The sequence below is a fragment of the Thermoanaerobacter wiegelii Rt8.B1 genome (assembly GCF_000147695.2).
GTDB lineage: Bacteria > Bacillota > Thermoanaerobacteria > Thermoanaerobacterales > Thermoanaerobacteraceae > Thermoanaerobacter > Thermoanaerobacter ethanolicus.
On sequence record NC_015958.1, the window covers coordinates 2,325,133 to 2,342,713 of the forward strand.

Annotated in this window: 15 protein-coding genes; all 15 read right to left on the bottom strand. The window is 34.2% G+C overall.

Annotation, left to right across the window (positions count from 1 at the left end; all coding sequences use genetic code 11):
- Positions 1-16 precede the first annotated feature (16 nt).
- Entirely contained in the window at positions 17-1,378 is a 1,362-nt protein-coding gene (radA, locus tag THEWI_RS11430; RefSeq protein ID WP_003870692.1) for a DNA repair protein RadA, read from the bottom strand.
- A gap of 46 nt (positions 1,379-1,424) precedes the next feature.
- Complete coding sequence (locus tag THEWI_RS11435; RefSeq protein ID WP_003870693.1) at positions 1,425-2,690, bottom strand: Nramp family divalent metal transporter; 1,266 nt, start codon at positions 2,688-2,690, stop codon at positions 1,425-1,427.
- 95 nt (positions 2,691-2,785) lie between these two features.
- Positions 2,786-3,250, bottom strand: coding sequence for a metal-dependent transcriptional regulator (locus THEWI_RS11440; RefSeq protein ID WP_003870694.1), 465 nt, complete (start codon positions 3,248-3,250; stop codon positions 2,786-2,788).
- A gap of 72 nt (positions 3,251-3,322) precedes the next feature.
- Positions 3,323-5,773 carry an ATP-dependent Clp protease ATP-binding subunit gene (locus tag THEWI_RS11445; RefSeq protein WP_003870696.1) on the bottom strand — a complete coding sequence of 817 codons (2,451 nt, stop codon included), beginning with the start codon at positions 5,771-5,773 and terminating at the stop codon, positions 3,323-3,325.
- 12 nt (positions 5,774-5,785) lie between these two features.
- The gene (locus THEWI_RS11450; RefSeq protein WP_014063501.1) at positions 5,786-6,805 is read right to left on the bottom strand and encodes a protein arginine kinase; all 1,020 of its coding nucleotides are present in this window, start codon (positions 6,803-6,805) and stop codon (positions 5,786-5,788) included.
- Between the two features lie 9 nt (positions 6,806-6,814).
- On the bottom strand, positions 6,815-7,330 hold the full coding sequence (locus tag THEWI_RS11455) for a protein-arginine kinase activator protein McsA (protein WP_003868421.1): 516 nt from the start codon (positions 7,328-7,330) through the stop codon (positions 6,815-6,817).
- A gap of 14 nt (positions 7,331-7,344) precedes the next feature.
- Positions 7,345-7,809, bottom strand: a complete 465-nt coding sequence (locus THEWI_RS11460) for a CtsR family transcriptional regulator (RefSeq protein WP_004404897.1) — start codon at positions 7,807-7,809, stop codon at positions 7,345-7,347.
- A 166-nt stretch (positions 7,810-7,975) separates the two neighbouring features.
- Positions 7,976-8,167 carry a hypothetical protein gene (locus tag THEWI_RS11465; protein ID WP_004404899.1) on the bottom strand — a complete coding sequence of 64 codons (192 nt, stop codon included), beginning with the start codon at positions 8,165-8,167 and terminating at the stop codon, positions 7,976-7,978.
- A gap of 24 nt (positions 8,168-8,191) precedes the next feature.
- The gene (locus tag THEWI_RS11470) at positions 8,192-9,403 is read right to left on the bottom strand and encodes an NAD(P)-dependent malic enzyme (RefSeq protein ID WP_014063502.1); all 1,212 of its coding nucleotides are present in this window, start codon (positions 9,401-9,403) and stop codon (positions 8,192-8,194) included.
- A 106-nt stretch (positions 9,404-9,509) separates the two neighbouring features.
- A complete protein-coding gene (gene fusA / locus THEWI_RS11475; protein ID WP_014063503.1) occupies positions 9,510-11,549 on the bottom strand; it encodes an elongation factor G in 2,040 nt (679 codons plus the stop codon).
- A 118-nt stretch (positions 11,550-11,667) separates the two neighbouring features.
- Positions 11,668-13,389, bottom strand: a complete 1,722-nt coding sequence (gene ptsP, locus THEWI_RS11480) for a phosphoenolpyruvate--protein phosphotransferase (protein ID WP_014063504.1) — start codon at positions 13,387-13,389, stop codon at positions 11,668-11,670.
- Positions 13,390-13,569: 180 nt separating this feature from the next.
- A complete protein-coding gene (locus THEWI_RS11485) occupies positions 13,570-13,881 on the bottom strand; it encodes a PTS fructose transporter subunit IIB (RefSeq protein ID WP_003868415.1) in 312 nt (103 codons plus the stop codon).
- A 58-nt stretch (positions 13,882-13,939) separates the two neighbouring features.
- Entirely contained in the window at positions 13,940-14,992 is a 1,053-nt protein-coding gene (locus tag THEWI_RS11490) for a PTS fructose transporter subunit IIC (protein ID WP_014063505.1), read from the bottom strand.
- Positions 14,993-15,033: 41 nt separating this feature from the next.
- Positions 15,034-15,483, bottom strand: a complete 450-nt coding sequence (locus tag THEWI_RS11495) for a PTS sugar transporter subunit IIA (protein ID WP_003870703.1) — start codon at positions 15,481-15,483, stop codon at positions 15,034-15,036.
- Complete coding sequence (locus THEWI_RS11500; RefSeq protein ID WP_014063506.1) at positions 15,470-17,428, bottom strand: BglG family transcription antiterminator; 1,959 nt, start codon at positions 17,426-17,428, stop codon at positions 15,470-15,472. Before THEWI_RS11500 ends, THEWI_RS11495 begins: the two co-directional genes overlap by 14 nt.
- Positions 17,429-17,581: the final 153 nt, after the last annotated feature.

Below are 17,581 nucleotides of genomic sequence, written 5' to 3' on the forward strand. Positions count from 1 at the left end.
TTCCTTAGGAAGACGCTTATTGTTTTATCTTTCTTAAAAAATCCATAATTTCTTTTATATCTCTTACCTTAATAATTTTTATATTCTCAAACTTTTTTATTTCTTTTGTTTTCATCTCAGGAATAAAAACTTGAGAAAATCCCATCTTTTGTGCTTCACCTATTCGTTTATCTATATTGCTGACTCCTCTCACTTCTCCCGTCAATCCCACCTCTCCTATAAAACAAACATCTTCAGGAATAGGTATATTAAAATATCCAGAAAGAGATGAAGCAATTATTCCAAGGTCAGCAGCTGGCTCTTGAATTTTCATTCCTCCAGCCACATTTACATATGCATCAAATTGTGAAAGATTTATGCCCAGTCTTTTTTCTATAACTGCCAAAAGCAATATAAAACGATTGTAGTCAAATCCAGTGGCCATTCTTCGCGGCACTCCAAAAGTAGTCTTACATATCAAAGACTGCACTTCCATTAAAATTGGCCTCGTCCCTTGAATAGAACATACAACAGCAGTCCCTGAAACATCTTTCGGCTTATTTGAGAGAATAAATTCAGAAGGATTGCTTATCTCACAAAGCCCATCCTCCTCCATATCAAAAACTCCTATTTCGTGAGTTGCGCCAAAACGGTTTTTTACAGCCCGCAATATCCTAAAAGACTGGGTCCTATCCCCTTCAAAATACAAAACTGTGTCTACCATATGTTCCAAAACTTTAGGGCCTGCTATTGCCCCTTCTTTTGTAACATGTCCTATCAAAAAAATACTTATGTCTTTTTGTTTTGCAATCTCCATCAGCCTTTGAGTCACTTGCCTTACCTGAGACACACTTCCTGGTATTGTCTCACTTTCCTCAGTGTACATTGTCTGTATAGAATCAATAATAACAAAATCCGGCTTATTCTCATCAATTTTTCTCTCTATCTCTTCTATATTTGTTTCGCACAAGAGATATATTTGTTGCTTTTCTTTCAAAATTCTATCTGCCCTCAGTTTAATCTGTTGAATTGATTCCTCTCCTGACACATAAAGTACCTTTCTGTTATCAGAAATATTACCTGCTACTTGTAATAGCAAAGTAGACTTCCCAATTCCTGGGTCACCACCTATTAAAACAAGAGAACCTTTTACAATTCCGCCACCTAAAACCCTGTCAAACTCTTCAATCCCTGTCTTTATTCTTTCTTCTTCTGAAAAAGTTACATCTTCGAGAAGAAATATTTGCGATCTATCTTTATTTTTCCTAAAATTTTTTGAATCCTCTATCGTTTCTTCCTCAAAAGAATTCCAGCTGTCACAATTAGGACATCTTCCCATCCATTTACTGCTTTCAAAGCCACACTCTCTACACACAAATTTTGTAGTTGATTTGGCCATACCTCCACCATCTTTCGCAAAATTCTCTTTTAATTATATCACACTTTTAAACCTCTCCCATAAAAGTGAAATACAGAAGCAGCCCATTTAAAAAGATTATAACAGAAGCCACAATTATGCCAATGACTTTTTCAATGGGTGTGTTTACAAATTCTCCCATAAACTTTTTCTGAGAAGTAATTAAAAGCATTGGTATTATAGCCATAGGAAGTTCAAAACTTAAAATTACTTGGCTTATGATAAGGGTTTTCAAAGGGTCAATACCTAATAAAATAATTATTAGTGCTGGCATCATGGTTATAAGTCTTCTTACATTTAGTGGAATATTTAACCCTACGAAACCTTTCATTATAGTCTGCCCTGCCATTGTACCTACTGCAGATGATGACAAACCAGAAGCCAAAAGTGCAATGCCAAAAGCCCAACTAGACAAAGACCCTAACAATGGTTTTAAAGACATGTGAGCCTCTTCAATAGACTCAACCACCATGCCGTTTTTATAAAAAACAGCTGCTGACACTATTAACATAGCCGCATTTATTATAAATGCTATATTCATTGCTACTAAAATATCTATCTTTTCCATCCTCAAATGTTCCTTCTTTTCTTCTAATGTATTTCCTGTATTTCTATATTGAACTAACTGGGAATGCAAATAAATCACATGAGGCATTACTGTCGCCCCTAATATTCCCACAGCTATTAGCATAGCTTCTCCACTTGGTATAGAAGGAATTATAGTATGATACATCACTTTTCCCCAATCTGGTTTTGCCAAAAAAAGCTCAAAAGCATAAGAAAGGCTAATAATAGCAACTAAAGCAAAAATCACTATTTCAACTATCTTTTGACCATATTTTTCTAAGTAAACAATGATAAATGTGATCACTCCTGTCAAAAGGCCTGCATACATAAGAGGAATGTGAAAAAGCAAATACAATCCTAAAGTACCACCTAAAAACTCCGCCAAATCTGTAGCCATAGCCGCCAATTCTGCTGCTATCCACAAAAGCCAATTAACTTTCCTTTTAAAAATCAAATTACACATTTCCGGTAAATTGCGTCCCGTTGCAATTCCTAATTTTGCAGACATATTTTGCAAAAATATGGCCATAATATTGCTACAAAGTACCACCCATATTAAATGGTAGTTAAATATAGAACCCCCACTTATATTCGTGGCAAAATTTCCAGGATCAACATAGGCAACACTTACCACAAAAGCTGGTCCAAAATATTTTAAAACTTTTTTAAAGGTCTCACGGAGAGAAAAAAATTTTTTAGTCGCTATGATGGACTCACGATTTTCCAAATAAATCCCCCCATTTTAGACAAAGCTAAATTTATTTGCCTTATTTAAAATATGTGTTTCTTTTTTGTCCTGTTACATAAAAAAACAACCCGCATTTACGGGTTATTTTTCTGATACTTTTCTTTTATTTCTGGATTTTCCTCCAAAAACCTATTAAATTTTCTCATTTTTTCTAGCGTTTCAATAGATATATTGTGTTCAATTAATTCTGTTTGCTCTAACAATCCCTCCTTAACTCCTAAATTTTTTAAAAATTCCTCCACAGTAGAATGCCTATCCAATAAAAACTTACCCATTTCTTTGCCCTTTTCTGTTAAACCTATCACTCCATATTTTTCATACTCCACAAATCCTAATTCCTTTAACCTTTGAAGCATTTTAGTAGTTGAAGGGGCTTTTACATTTAAAAGTTCAGAGAGAAGATTTACACGGATATATGGGTTTTTTAGACTTTCCCTATAAATCATTTCTATATAGTCTTCCATAGCTGATGTAAGATGTTTCCTCTCCTGGGAATGAATTTGGTAACCTCTTACAGTATAAAACCTATCTTTTTCCATATGCTCACACCTTTTTTAATCCTTCAATAGCATATATATTATCTTTAAATAAAAAAAAGACTTAGCACGAGGCTAAGCCTTTTGCACAGCATCTTTTTTTACAAAGTCTATTTTACCATCTTTAGCAGTTACAATAAGTTCATCTCCTGGTTTGACTTCCCCTTGCAACATCAATTCTGATAATTGATTCTCTACAATTCTTTGTATAACTCTTCTTAAAGGCCTTGCACCGTAGTTGGGGTCATATCCTTGTTTGATAATTTCCTCTTTGGCTTCAGGAGTAAACTCCAGTTTAATGTTGTTCTCTTTTAGTCTATTATTCAATTCTTTAATCATTATATCAGCAATCTTTTCAATATCTTCTTTTGAGAGTTGATGAAATACAATTATCTCATCCACCCTATTTAAGAATTCAGGTCTAAAGGTCTTTCTCAACTCTGCCATCAATGTTTCTTTTATTTTGTCATAAGAGGCTTTGTCTTCTTTTTCTTGAGGCATAAATCCTAAGGTAGATTGCTTTTTCAAAAGTTCTGCTCCCACATTTGATGTCATGATTATAACTGTATTTTTAAAGTCCACAGTTCTACCTTTTGAATCTGTGAGTCGTCCATCTTCTAATATTTGAAGGAGAATGTTAAACACGTCAGGATGCGCTTTTTCAATTTCATCCAGCAAGATTACTGAATAGGGCTTTCTTCTTACTTTTTCTGTTAATTGTCCTCCTTCTTCAAATCCTACATATCCTGGAGGTGAACCGATAAGTTTAGATACAGTGTGTCTTTCCATGTATTCTGACATATCAAGCCTAATCATAGCATTTTCGTCACCAAAAAGAGCTTCTGCCAAAGCCTTTGTAAGTTCTGTTTTACCAACACCAGTAGGACCCAAGAAGATAAATGAACCTATTGGCCTTTTTGGATCTTTTAAGCCTACTCTTGCCCTTCTTATAGCTCTTGCCACTGCTTCTACTGCTTCATCTTGTCCTATAACTCTTTCATGCAATACCTCCTCTAAGTGGAGCAATCTCTCTGATTCCTCTTCAGCTAACTTTTTAACAGGTATTCCTGTCCACAGAGATACGACTTGTGCGATTTCTTCAGGTCCTACACTTTTTTCATTAGAAAGAGAATTTTGTTGCCATTTAGCTTTTAATTTTTCTAATTCTTCTCTCAATTTTTGTTCTTCATCTCTTATTTTTGCAGCTTTTTCGTATTCTTGAGTTCTTATCGCTTCTTCCTTCTCTTTTATAAGGTCATTGATTTTATCTTCCAGTTCTTTTATCTCTGGAGGAGCTGTCACTGTCTTTAGTCTTACGCGAGAAGCTGCTTCATCTATTAAGTCTATAGCTTTATCAGGTAAAAATCTATCTGCAATATATCTGTGAGAAAGTCTAGCTGCTGCTTCTAAAGCTTCGTCAGTAATTTTAACCCTATGATGGGCTTCATACTTATCTCTCAAGCCCTTTAATATCTCAATAGTCTCCTCCACAGTTGGTTCATCTACAATTATTGGTTGGAATCGTCTCTCTAATGCAGGGTCTCTTTCTACATATTTTCTGTACTCATCCAAAGTAGTAGCTCCAACTACTTGAATTTCACCTCTTGCAAGTGCCGGTTTTAGAATATTTGATGCATCTATTGCACCCTCTGCTGCACCTGCTCCTATCAAAGTGTGCATCTCATCTATAAATAGTATCACATTTCCTGCCTTTATAACCTCATTTAATACTGTTTTTAACCTATCTTCAAATTCGCCTCTGTACTTTGTACCTGCTACCATAGAAGCCATGTCTAAAGTTACAACTCTTTTATCTTTCAAAATTTCAGGAATTTCTCCTTCTACAATCTTTTGCGCAAGACCTTCTACAATAGCAGTTTTACCGACACCCGGTTCACCTATTAGGACAGGGTTATTCTTTGTCCTTCTGCTTAAGATTTGTATAACTCTTTCAATCTCTTTTTCTCTTCCTATTACAGGGTCAAGTTTGCCGTCTCTTGCAAGCTCAGTTAAATCTCTTCCAAATTGATTTAAAGTAGGTGTATTGGTATTTTTAACTTTTGCAGCCTTTGCAGGTCCTCCTGCAGGCTCTTCATTAAGCATTTTTACAATCTCCTCTCTCACCCTATTGAAATCTATACCTTGTTCCATTAAAATTCTTACAGCAACTCCTTCGCCTTCTCTTAAAAGTCCTAACAAAATATGCTCTGTCCCTACATAGCTGGTATTAAATCTCCTTGCCTCACTAAGACTTAGCTCTAGTACTCTTTTTGCCCGAGGGGTATAACCTACGACGTCTCCTGGAATATTTCCCATTCCAATCAAAGACAATACCTTCTCTCTTGTAGTTTCATAAGTTACTCCCAGTTTTTTTAAAACTCTTGCTGCAATTCCTTCATCTTCTTTTAACAATCCTAATAAAATGTGTTCTGTCCCTACATAGTTATGATAAAAAGACCTCGCTTCCTCTTGAGCCAAATAAAGAGCTTTTTGAGCTCTTTCTGTAAATCTTCCAAACATCGCCATAACAAACACCTCCTATAAATTATCTTTTTTGTTTATTTGACTTACTACATATTCTGCCCTTTTAACATCTCTCTCATAGGGGTCTAATTGAATGCCATAAATTTTTTGTAAATTAGCTGGTTGTATATGTGTAGTGAGAACATCAATTTTATTTATATCCACATCTAATATTCCTAAAATTGCTCCTAATCTCACGTCAGACATTAAAGTCATGTATTCCTTTGTAGACATCACTTTTGCATGAGATAAAATTCCAAAAGCCCTTCCTACTCTATCTTCTATTTGAATTCTTTGTTTTTTGTATAAATCCTCTCTAGCTTTTCTTTCGCTAGAGATAATTTGTCTTGCTACTCCTTCAATATTTTCAATTATTTCTCTTTCGCTTTGGCCAAGAGTGACTTGATTAGAAATTTGATAAATATCTCCTAAAGCTTGAGTACCTTCACCGTATATCCCTCTCACTGCCATACCTATTTTAGAAACAGAGTTTAAAATATTGCTTATTTGCCCAGTGATAGTAAGAGCTGGAAGATGAACCATGACTGAGGCTCGTATCCCTGTTCCTACGTTAGTAGGACAAGAAGTCAAATAACCTATCTTTTCATCATAGGCATAGTCGATAGTTTCTTCAATCAAATCGTCAATTTTATCGGCAGTATCCCAGCTTTCATTAAGCCTTAATCCTTCTAATATGCATTGTATTCTAAGATGGTCCTCTTCATTGACCATTATACTTACTGTATTGTCATCTTTTATAAGAGCATAACCACTCTTTGTATTCTGTGAAAGGTCAGGGCTTATAAGGTGCTTTTCTACAAGTGATTGCCTGTCAATAGGAGTCAATTTCTTCATATCATATTCTATAAATTGGGTAGATAAAATAGTATTACTACCTAATATAGCCTTTCTAACCAAATCTATAACCTTTCGTCCCTGCTCTTCTGTCATAATAGTAGGGAAAGGAATATCTTTTATATTCCGAGCAAGTCTAATTCTACTGGACAATACCACATCTTTATCGTACTGTAGCATTTCGGTCACCTACTTTCCTAATTCTTTCTCCAATTCTCTGATTTTATCCCTTAATTCTGCTGCTTTTTCATAAGCTTCTTCTTTAATAGCTTTTTCCAATTGATATTTCAACTCCTCAATTTCTCTTTTTACTCTCATTTTACCGCCAGCTTTTTTAGGAATTTTCCCTCTGTGTTCTGTACTGCCGTGTATTCTCCTCATAAGAGGATTTAATTCTTCAGCAAAAGCATCATAGCAGAAACTACAACCTAATCTTCCAATTTTTTTGAAATCTTCGTAAGTCATACCACAGTGACTGCATTTCAAAGTTTTTTTTGTAAAGTCATCTACTCCAGGCAAAAAGTCCATTAACCCTGACAATAAATTTTGAACTGAAAAAGGTGTAAAAGTTGAAAAAACTTCTGTATTTAAAATTCCCTCTTCTGCTGCGCACTGGTCACACAAATGCATTTCAGTTTTTACTCCGTTTACTATTTTAGTGTAATGAACTGTAGCAGGCCTTATTTTGCATTTATCACACATCATAAAAATTACCTCCTTTACTTGTTGCGAGCAATTTCCATAAGCATTGCCTTAAGTAGTAATGCTCGCAACATATTCTTATCTTCCTGAGAAAAAGGAAGAATTTTATCATTAACTACAGCTTTCATCAAAGCTGCTTCCCTGGACGTTATAATATTGTGGTCTAAAAGAGCATCAATGTAGTATCTAGCTTTACTCTCAGAAATATTATCCCCTATGTTTTCTATTATTTTATTTATCCAATTGTTTGATATAGAAGTTTTATAAATTTTTATATAACCTCCGCCGCCTCTTTTACTTTCTATGATGTATCCTCTGTCAATAGTAAAACGCGTCTCTAACACATAGTTTATTTGAGATGGCGCACAATTAAAAACATTTGCTAATTCATTTCTTTGAATTTCTACATAATGCTTACCAGCCTCTTCCATTAGCTCTTTTATAAAATTTTCAATCAAATCACTAAGCCTTGCCATCGCCATCACCACGTCTCTTACTTTTACTTTGACTTTCTTTGACCTTCGAATATATTTTTGCATTTTTTTGTCCTCTCGTCAATAGCTTTTTCACGCTAAAGCAAGTGATTTTTTCTAATATTTTCATCAAATAATAAAAATATCTCTCATATTCTAAAATTTTCACCATTTTTCATTCATTTTCATAGTTTTCTTCCTCTTCATCTGCCAACTCTTGACGGTCTTCTTGATTTATAAGAGATGAAAAATTGCTTTTTCCCTTTAAATTCTTTCTATCCGTATTTTCGTAAGTCTCTTCTTCAAAAAAATTCCCTCTTACAGATTTATATAGCTTTCCTTTGAAAAATTTTTGACTTTTATTCATATCCTCCACCTCTTGCTCACTTTATTATTTATTAAAGCTATTTTCAAACTCTTTTAAATCTAAATTGACTCTTGCTACCCCAGTCTCTATTGCTGCTTTCGCAACTGCTATTGCTACATTTTTAAGAACTCTTTTATCAAAAGGCTTTGGAATTATATATTCCGGAGTAAGTTCATTTTCTGAAATAGTCTGGGCAATAGAATACGCAGCACTAATTTTCATCTCTTCATTAATTGTAGTAGCCCTAACTTCTAATGCCCCTCTAAATATACCCGGAAAAGCTAACACATTATTTATTTGGTTTGGAAAATCAGATCTGCCAGTACCTACTACATAAGCTCCTGCCTCTTTTGCTTCATCAGGATATATCTCAGGCACTGGATTAGCTAATGCGAAAACTATTGGTTTTTTTGCCATTGTTTTTATCATTTCTTTATTTAATACATTAGGTGCTGATACTCCAATAAACACATCTGCTCCTTTTAAAGCATCTTTTAAAAGCCCTTTTAATCTTCCTTTATTTGATATTTTTGCAATCTCTTTTTTAGAGAAGTCTTCATCTTCTCTTCCTTCATATATGATACCACTTCTATCGCAAACTATTACATCTTTTATACCCGCTTTTATTAAAAATTTAGCAATAGCAATCCCTGCCGCTCCAGCTCCATTTACAACGGCAGTAACTTCTTTTAATTCCTTTTCTACAATTTTTAAAGCATTTATTAAAGCAGCCAAAGTTACAACTGCCGTTCCATGCTGGTCATCATGAAATACAGGTATATCCAAAATTTCGTCCAACTTTCTTTCTATTTCAAAACAGCGAGGAGCAGAAATATCTTCAAGATTTATACCTCCAAAAGCAGGTGAAATATTCACCACAGTTTTTATAATTTCTTCAACATCTTGAGTAGCAAGACATATAGGTACTGCATCAACGCCTCCAAATTCTTTAAATAAAACTGCTTTTCCTTCCATAACAGGTAGTGCTGCGTAGGGCCCTATGTTTCCTAAACCTAAAACAGCTGAACCATCTGTCACAACCGCAATCATGTGGCTCTTTGTAGTATATTCATATACTAAATCACTATTTTTATGTATCTCCTTACAAGGCTCTGCAACACCTGGGGTATAGGTTAAAGCTAAATCTTTGTCATTTTTCGCTTCTACTTTGCTTATAATTTCAAGTTTGCCTCTATTTTCTTTGTGAAGTTTTAAAGTTTCTTCTCTTATATTCATTTCATAAAGTCCTCCTCTAATACCCGTGTTTTCTTATATTATAACTTAAATATTTTTTAGAAAAAAGTTATTAGCTGCAATAAAAATAAAGCCTGCAAAAGCAGGCTTATTCTTCTTTTTCTTTTAATTTCTTCCTTTCTTCTATTATTTTTTGTGCCACATTAGGTGGAGCTTCTTCATATCTTGCAAAAGTCATTTTGAAGTCTCCTCTTGCTTGTGTCAAAGACCTTAAATCTGTCGCATATCTATTCATTTCAGCCAAAGGCACTTCTGCTGTGATTACTTCTAAATTGTCTTTTGACTCCATGCCTAAAATTCTTCCTCTTCTCTTATTCAAATCCCCAATGATATCTCCCATGTATTCTTCAGGTACCACCACTTCTACTCTCATAATAGGTTCTAAAAGAACTGGATTTGCTTGTTCCATTCCCTTTTTAAAAGCAAGAGATGCAGCAATTTTGAAAGCCATTTCAGAAGAATCAACAGGATGGTAGGAACCATCTACCAAAGTAGCTTTAATGTTTACAACAGGATAACGAGCAAGCACACCTTCTTTCATACTTTCTCTCAAGCCTTTTTCTACTGCTGGAATATATTGTTTAGGAACAGCTCCACCAAAGATTTTATCTTCAAACTCAAATTCACTGTTGGGATTTGGCTCAAATTCAATCCACACATGACCATATTGTCCATGTCCACCTGTCTGCTTTTTATGCTTTCCTTCTACTTTGACTTTACCCTTTATCGTCTCTCTATAGGGTACAATTGGGTCTGTCAAGGTGCATTCTACTCCAAACTTGTTCATCAACTTTTTAGAAATTACTTCTATATGCTGCTCTCCCATTCCATAAACTATCATTTGACCTGTCTCTAAATTCTTTTCTACTTTAAAAGTCGGATCTTCTTCCTGTAGCCTTTGAAGCCCATTGCTGATTTTCTCTTCGTCTCCTTTGGATTTAGGTTCAATTGCAAGAGCAAGTGTAGGCTGAGGAAACTCGATTGCTGACAACGTAACAGGATTAGAAGTGTCACATAAGGTATCTCCTGTCATTGTATATTGAAGCTTTGCAACTGCTCCTATATCTCCAGCTACTAACTTAGATACAGGCATCTGCTTTTTCCCTCTTAAAATGTAAAGCTGGCTTATTTTTTCTTGCATCTGCTTATTTGAATTAAGTAGTGTAGAATCAGAAGTTAGAGTACCTGATACAACCTTGAAAATAGATAGTCTGCCCACATAAGGATCTGCTATAGTTTTAAATACAAATGCGGCTACTGGTCCATTTTCACTAGCTTTTTCTCTTTCTATATCCAGAGGTGATGGCAAAAATTCCACAATAGCATCTAATAATTTATCTGTTCCAATATTTTTAAGGCTTGAACCGCATAAAACAGGCATTAACTCTCCAATTCTTATGCTGTTTTTGATTCCTTCTTTCATTTCTTCTTGTGTAAATTCTTCTCCTCCAAAGTACTTTTCCATTAAAGTTTCATCGTTTTCAGCAATGTTCTCAATCAATTCCTCTTTGGCCGATAAAACTTTATCCATCAAATCTGCCGGTACTTCTGTCTCCTTTACCCCTTTTTCATCGTAAACGTATGCTTTTTGAGTAAGAACATCTACATAACCTTTAAAACTTTGTTCGCTTCCAATAGGAAATGTCAAAGGAATAACCTTATTACCAAATTTCTCCATCAATTGATTTAATGTTTTAAAATAATCTGCATTTTCTCTATCCATTTTGTTAATAAAAAATATAATAGGCAACTTATTCTTTTGAGCCAAACTAAACACTTTTTCAGTTCCAACTTCTACACCAGAAGCAGCACACACAGGTATTATAACACTGTCTACAACCCGCAAGCCACTTACAACTTCTCCAAAGAAATCAAAATACCCTGGCATATCTAATATATTAATTTTACACTCTCTCCACTCCACTGGAATTACTGATGTGGAAATAGATATCTGCCTGGCAATTTCCTCTGGGTCATAGTCAGATACAGTAGTGCCATTTTCTACGCGCCCCATTCTATCAATGACTTTTGTGTTGAAAAGGAATGCCTCAGTTAATGTAGTTTTACCGGCTCCACCGTGGGAAACCAATCCTACATTTCTTATTTGATTAGTTTTGTAATCCTTCATACATATCCCCCTATCTTATCGCAAATAATCTTTAATATTATTATTCTATACATTTTGAAATTTTCCTTTATTTTTTTGATATTTTTTTAATAAAAAATCTCTGGCAAAAGCCAGAGATTTACTCAATGTCTTTAATTATGTCCTCCATCATTTTTTGTATCTTTTCTGCCTCAGCAATATTTAGCACCCTTTCCGCTATTTCTTTTGCTCTTTCATATTCCACATTTCTGATGATATTTTTAACTGTAGGTATAGAAGTTGCACTCATAGAAAATTCGTCTAAGCCAAGTCCTAACAATATAACTGTAGCTAAAGGATCTCCCGCCATTTCACCGCACATAGCCGCAAATTTGCCTTCTTTATGGGCTGCATCAATAACCAGTTTTATAAGTCTTAAAATAGCAGGATTAAAAGGTTGATAATAATCTTTTACGTGTTCATTCATTCTGTCAACAGCAAGAGTATACTGACGCAAGTCATTAGTTCCTATGCTAAAGAAGTCCACTTCTTTAGCCAATATGTCTGCAGTTATTGCAGCAGAAGGTATTTCCACCATTATACCTACTTTTATGTTTTTGTCATATTTTATGCCTTCTTTATCAAGCTCAGCTTTTACTTCGTTTAAAACGGTATTTGCTTTTCTTACATCTTCTACAGAAGATATCATAGGATACATTATGTGAATATTTCCATAAGCACTTGCTCTTAAAATTGCTCTTAATTGAGTCTTAAATATGTCTGTCCTATCCAAGCAAAGCCTTATAGCCCTATATCCCAAAAAAGGATTCATCTCTTTAGGCATATCAAGATAAGGAAGTTCCTTATCTCCTCCTATATCCAGTGTTCTTATAGTAACAGGCCGGCCTTCCATTTTTTCTGCAACTTCTTTGTAGGCTTCAAATTGCTCTTCTTCTGTAGGAAGAGTAGTTCTATCCATGTATAAGAATTCAGTTCTAAAAAGTCCAACCCCTTCTGCTCCATTGGCCAGCGCACTTTTTACATCTTTTGGAGTTCCTATATTTGCCGCTAACATGACTTTTTTGCCATCGGGAGTTATTGCAGGCAAATCTTTTAATTTCTTTAATTTCTCCACCTTTTTATCATAATTCTCTTTTTTAGCCTTATATTCGTTTATTGTATTTTCGTCAGGATTTACAATGACAACCCCTTCCAACCCATCTACTATTATGGTATCTCCATTATTAACTTGAGAGGTAACATTACCCAATCCTACTACAGCAGGAATTTCTAAGGAACGTGCCATTATAGCTGTATGAGAAGTTCTTCCGCCTACATCTGTAGCAAATCCTAAAACCATTTCTTTTTTCATGGTAGCTGTATCTGAAGGGGTTAAGTCTTTGGCTATAACTACCACTTGTTCATCAAGTTCAGAAAGATTCACGCTTTTTACTCCTAAAAGATTATTTATTATACGGCTTCCTACATCCCTTAAATCTACAGCTCTTTCTTTTAAATATTCATCATTTAAACTTTCCATTACAGAAGCATTTTGTTCAATTACTTTATTTACCGCATTATCAGCAGTTATAAGTTCAGTCTTTATCATGTTTTCTACCCCTTCAATAAGTTCGGGGTCACTTGCTAGCATTAAATGTGCCTCAAAAATTTCTGCCTTATCCTTCCCAAATTCTTTCAATGCATCTTCTTTAATTTTTTGTATTTGCTCCTTCGTCACTTCTAAAGCTTTCTTAAACCTTTCAATTTCGTACTCTACTTTTGATTCATCTATGTTTTTCATGTTGATTTCTGCTTTTTCTTTAGTATATAAGAAAACCTTCCCAATCGCTATCCCTGGGGATGCCGCAACTCCTTTTAGCATTTGTTAACCCTCCTTAAAATTAGTTCTAACGTCTATTATAACATAGTTTTCGTCCCAGTGTGAAACTTTTGCACAATAATAAAATAAAAAAATAAAGCAAATTTGACAAATCATTTTTTAGATAGCCGCAAAAGCAAAATCAGGAAAGGCAATCCCTTTCCTGACTCAACAATCAGTTCTTTATTTATTAACCAATTTTAATGCTTCTTCAATAACAGCTTTAGCGTTTTTTATAGCTTTTTGAGCTTCAACTTTATAGATGGGCTTATCTTTAAATCGAGATTCTTCTTTAACTGCTACATCTGCTGCGAAAATAACAAGATCTGCTTCATCAACTTCCTTCTGAGTTATTTTATTCTCTATGCCAATTGAACCTTGCGTTTCAACTTTAATTTTGTGCCCAAGTTTTTTTGCTGCATTCTCTAATGCTTCAGCCGCCATATAGGTATGAGCAATACCTGTAGGACAAGCTGTAACTGCAACTATTTTCATATTCCATCCCTCTTTCTATAAAATTTTGTAAATTATTTACATAATCTTGAAACTATTTTTAGTTTTGCTCAGCAACTTCACTCTCATCTTCAACTTCTTCAATAACAGGTTTTTTTAATGCATTTACCATTAATGCAGTAACCGCAATACCTATTAGTACAGCTACTATAAACATGATTTTATTATCTACAACCGGCAACACAATAGGTCCACCATGTGGTGCATGGTCTCCAACCTTCCCTATTGCTGCTACCGCAGCACCTATAGATGAGCCTACCATTATAGATGGTATTACTCTTAATGGATCGGCTGCAGCAAAAGGTATAGCACCCTCTGTAATACCAATCATACCCATCGCAAGTGCACCATATCCTGCTTCCTTTTCTGCTTTAGTGTACTTGTTGGGTGCTAACAATGTAGCAACACCCATCCCAAGCGGGGGAATGCATATTGCTACTGCTACTGGTCCCATAATTGTATATACGCCTTCTCCTATCATTGCTGCAGCAAATAAGAATGCAACTTTGTTTACAGGCCCTCCCATATCGAAAGCTATCATCGCACCCATTATCATTGCTAAAATCACAGCATTTCCTGTACTCATGGATTTTAACCAATTTGTCATAGCTGTCATTGCACTGCTTATAGGATTACCGAGTACATATATCATAAGAAAACCTACAATAAGTGCTGATAACAACGGGATTACAAAAATCGGCATTATAGGTCTTAAATTCTTAGGAACTCTCCAACTCTTTATCCACCTTGCAACATATCCTGCGATAAAGCCTGCAATAATTCCACCTAAAAAACCTGCCTTCAACTGGTTTGCAAGCACTCCACCAACAAGTCCAGGAGCAAGTCCAGGTCTATCAGCTATTCCAAAAGCTATAAATCCTGCAAGAACTGGCACCATCATTGAAAAAGAAGCTGTACCAATATCCATCATACTTTTTAACACTGGATTTGTAACAACTGCACCTTTACCAGCCTGCACACCACTTAATGCAATTGAAAAAGCTATTAAAACACCACCTATGACAACTATAGGTATCATGTAAGATACGCCTGTCATTAAGTATTCTCTAATCCTTTTTAATTCTTCCTTCATCGTATTTTTATCCTCCTTATCGATTTTATTTTTGTTTATTTTTAACTTACTTGGATATCACTTAAAGCATTTAAAATTTCCTCGACAGTTACTGCCTTTTTTAGCATTTCAATAAAACTATCATTCATTAATTTTCGTGATAACTGTGACAATATTTTGAGATGAACATTATCCACATTTTCTTCAGGCACCCCTAAGAGAAAAATTAAATTGACAGGTTTGCCATCTAATGAATCCCATTCTATTCCATCAGTTGTTTTACCAAATACTATCATCGCCTCCTTTACAGCTTTTGATTTTCCATGTGGTATCGCGATTCCATTCCCCACCCCCGTTGTATATGCTTTTTCTCTATCAAGCACACTTCTCGCATACTCCTCTACAGAAGTTATTTTCCCTTCTTTTTGCGCCAATTCCGCCAATTTTATAATTGCCTCTTCTTTGTTTTTTGCCTCAAGATTTAGTGTAACAAGATTTTTATTTATCAGCATCGTAAATTACCTCCAATAACTTTATAATTTCTTCTCTGTTTTTTGCTTTTTTTATATTTTCTACAAATTCCGGTGATTCAAGTTTATTATATAATTTTCTAAATATATACCTGGATTTTGCTATATCACTTTGAGTTAAAGATATCATAAATAACATATCTACCTTTTCTTCATCCCAAGCTATAGGATTTTTTAGTCTTACCACTGTAAATACTGATTTATTAACATGTTCTGGTAAACCATGTGGAATTGCAATACCATTTCCTATAGCAGTAGAAGCTCTTTTTTCTCTGGTTATAACATCTTGAATATATTCCTCCTTTACATATCCTTTTTTATGCAACTCCATACATACCTTACTTAATAAATCTTCTTTTTTTAGGTAAATACCGTCAACATCAAGTAACTGCGTATCAATTAAATTAGATCTCTTATTTAGAGCTTGTATAAATTCATCAAGCCGTCTTATATCATTTTGAGTTAATAAAGGACTTATATTTATAAAAGGTTTATTTATCTCAATAGGTACAGTAGAGATAACTATATCTATGTCATTTAAGATGCTCTCATGTAGCGAAACAGAAGAAACTATGTCTTTTATTTCTATCTGTTTAAAAGATTTCTCAAGCCTTGCCGCAAGAAGTTGTGCTGTTCCAATGCCAGTTGTACAAACAACCAGGGCTTTAAGTGGTTTTTTAGCTCGTTCAACTGCAGCACCTAAATGTAGTGCAATATAACCTATTTCCTCTTCTGCAACTTTTTTACCTAAATACTTCTCAAACACAACACTTGTCATCCATGCAACCCCATATATTTCAGGATAATTCTCTTTAATATCGTTTAATAGTGGATTTCTTAGTGTTAAACCATACTTAAGCCTATTTATAGTTGGTCTTAAATGTAGTATCAAACCATTTAACAATTGCTTATCATTGCTTAAATCAAGAGATAATGCCCTTTCAGCAATATTTATAATTTCTTTTGACATAATAACCGCTAGCTCAATACTTTCTTCATCTTCCAACTCTAAATTCACATCTTCAATTTTATTTTGCTGCATTTTAGTACCAATGATATGCAATACAATATATCCTATTTCTGATTCAGGAAGAACTACATTAAATTTCGCTTCTATCTCTTTCGCCATCTGTTGAGCTATTACATATTCATCTTTTTGCTTTAGATTATTTAAGACCGCCTTTGATAATTTAACATCTTTTTTATGCTTTAGTCTTTCGATAGAAATAGCTACATGTATAACCAAACTTATAAAAGCCTCATCCGAAAATCTAAATTTGAGTTTTGATTCAGCATTACTAACTATTTTTTCAAGTTGCTTGTAATCAATATCAAAAAGTTCCCTTAATTGCATTAATGTTCTATAATCTATCCTACCAGTGTAATCATTATATAAAAATTCTTTTAATTCTTTTTGTTCTTTAGTTGAAACAATTAAGCTTGCCACTGCATTTCGCCAATTCTCTTCATCGCCTACCACTTCAATGCCATAGTTAGGTTTTTTTAGAAGTTTTAGATTAAATTTGTTAAGCCATTTTTCAACACTTTGTAAGTCTTTGTGTATTGTAACCCTACTTACATAAAGTTCCTCCGCTAGTTCTTTTGTAGTTACACTTCCTTTACTCATAAACAATCGCTTTAAAATGTAGTTTTTTCTTGCTTCAGGCGAAAAAGGTTCTTCAAAGTCTAAACTCTTTTTAATCTCATCAGCAAGCTCAAGCTTTTTATTTCTAGGCCCCTCTAGTACAATACCTACTCTTGGTTTTTTGATAATTTTTACGCCTTTTTGTTGTACAAATTCTTCAGCTTTTTTTAAATCATTCCTTATTGTTTTATTCGATACTTTCAGTGTATTTGCGATATAATCAACCGTAAGTGGCTGTTCGCTATTTAAAAGCATATTTATAATCTCAAGTATCCTATCCATAATTAATCACCCTTTTACCACATTTAATGTGGTAACTATATTAACAAATTTATTTCAGCTTTCGATTAATATTATACCTAAAAAACGTTTATTTTCAAGGAATTTAAGTGTAACTTTTTATGCCTTATTAATGTGGTAAAACTTTATTAATTA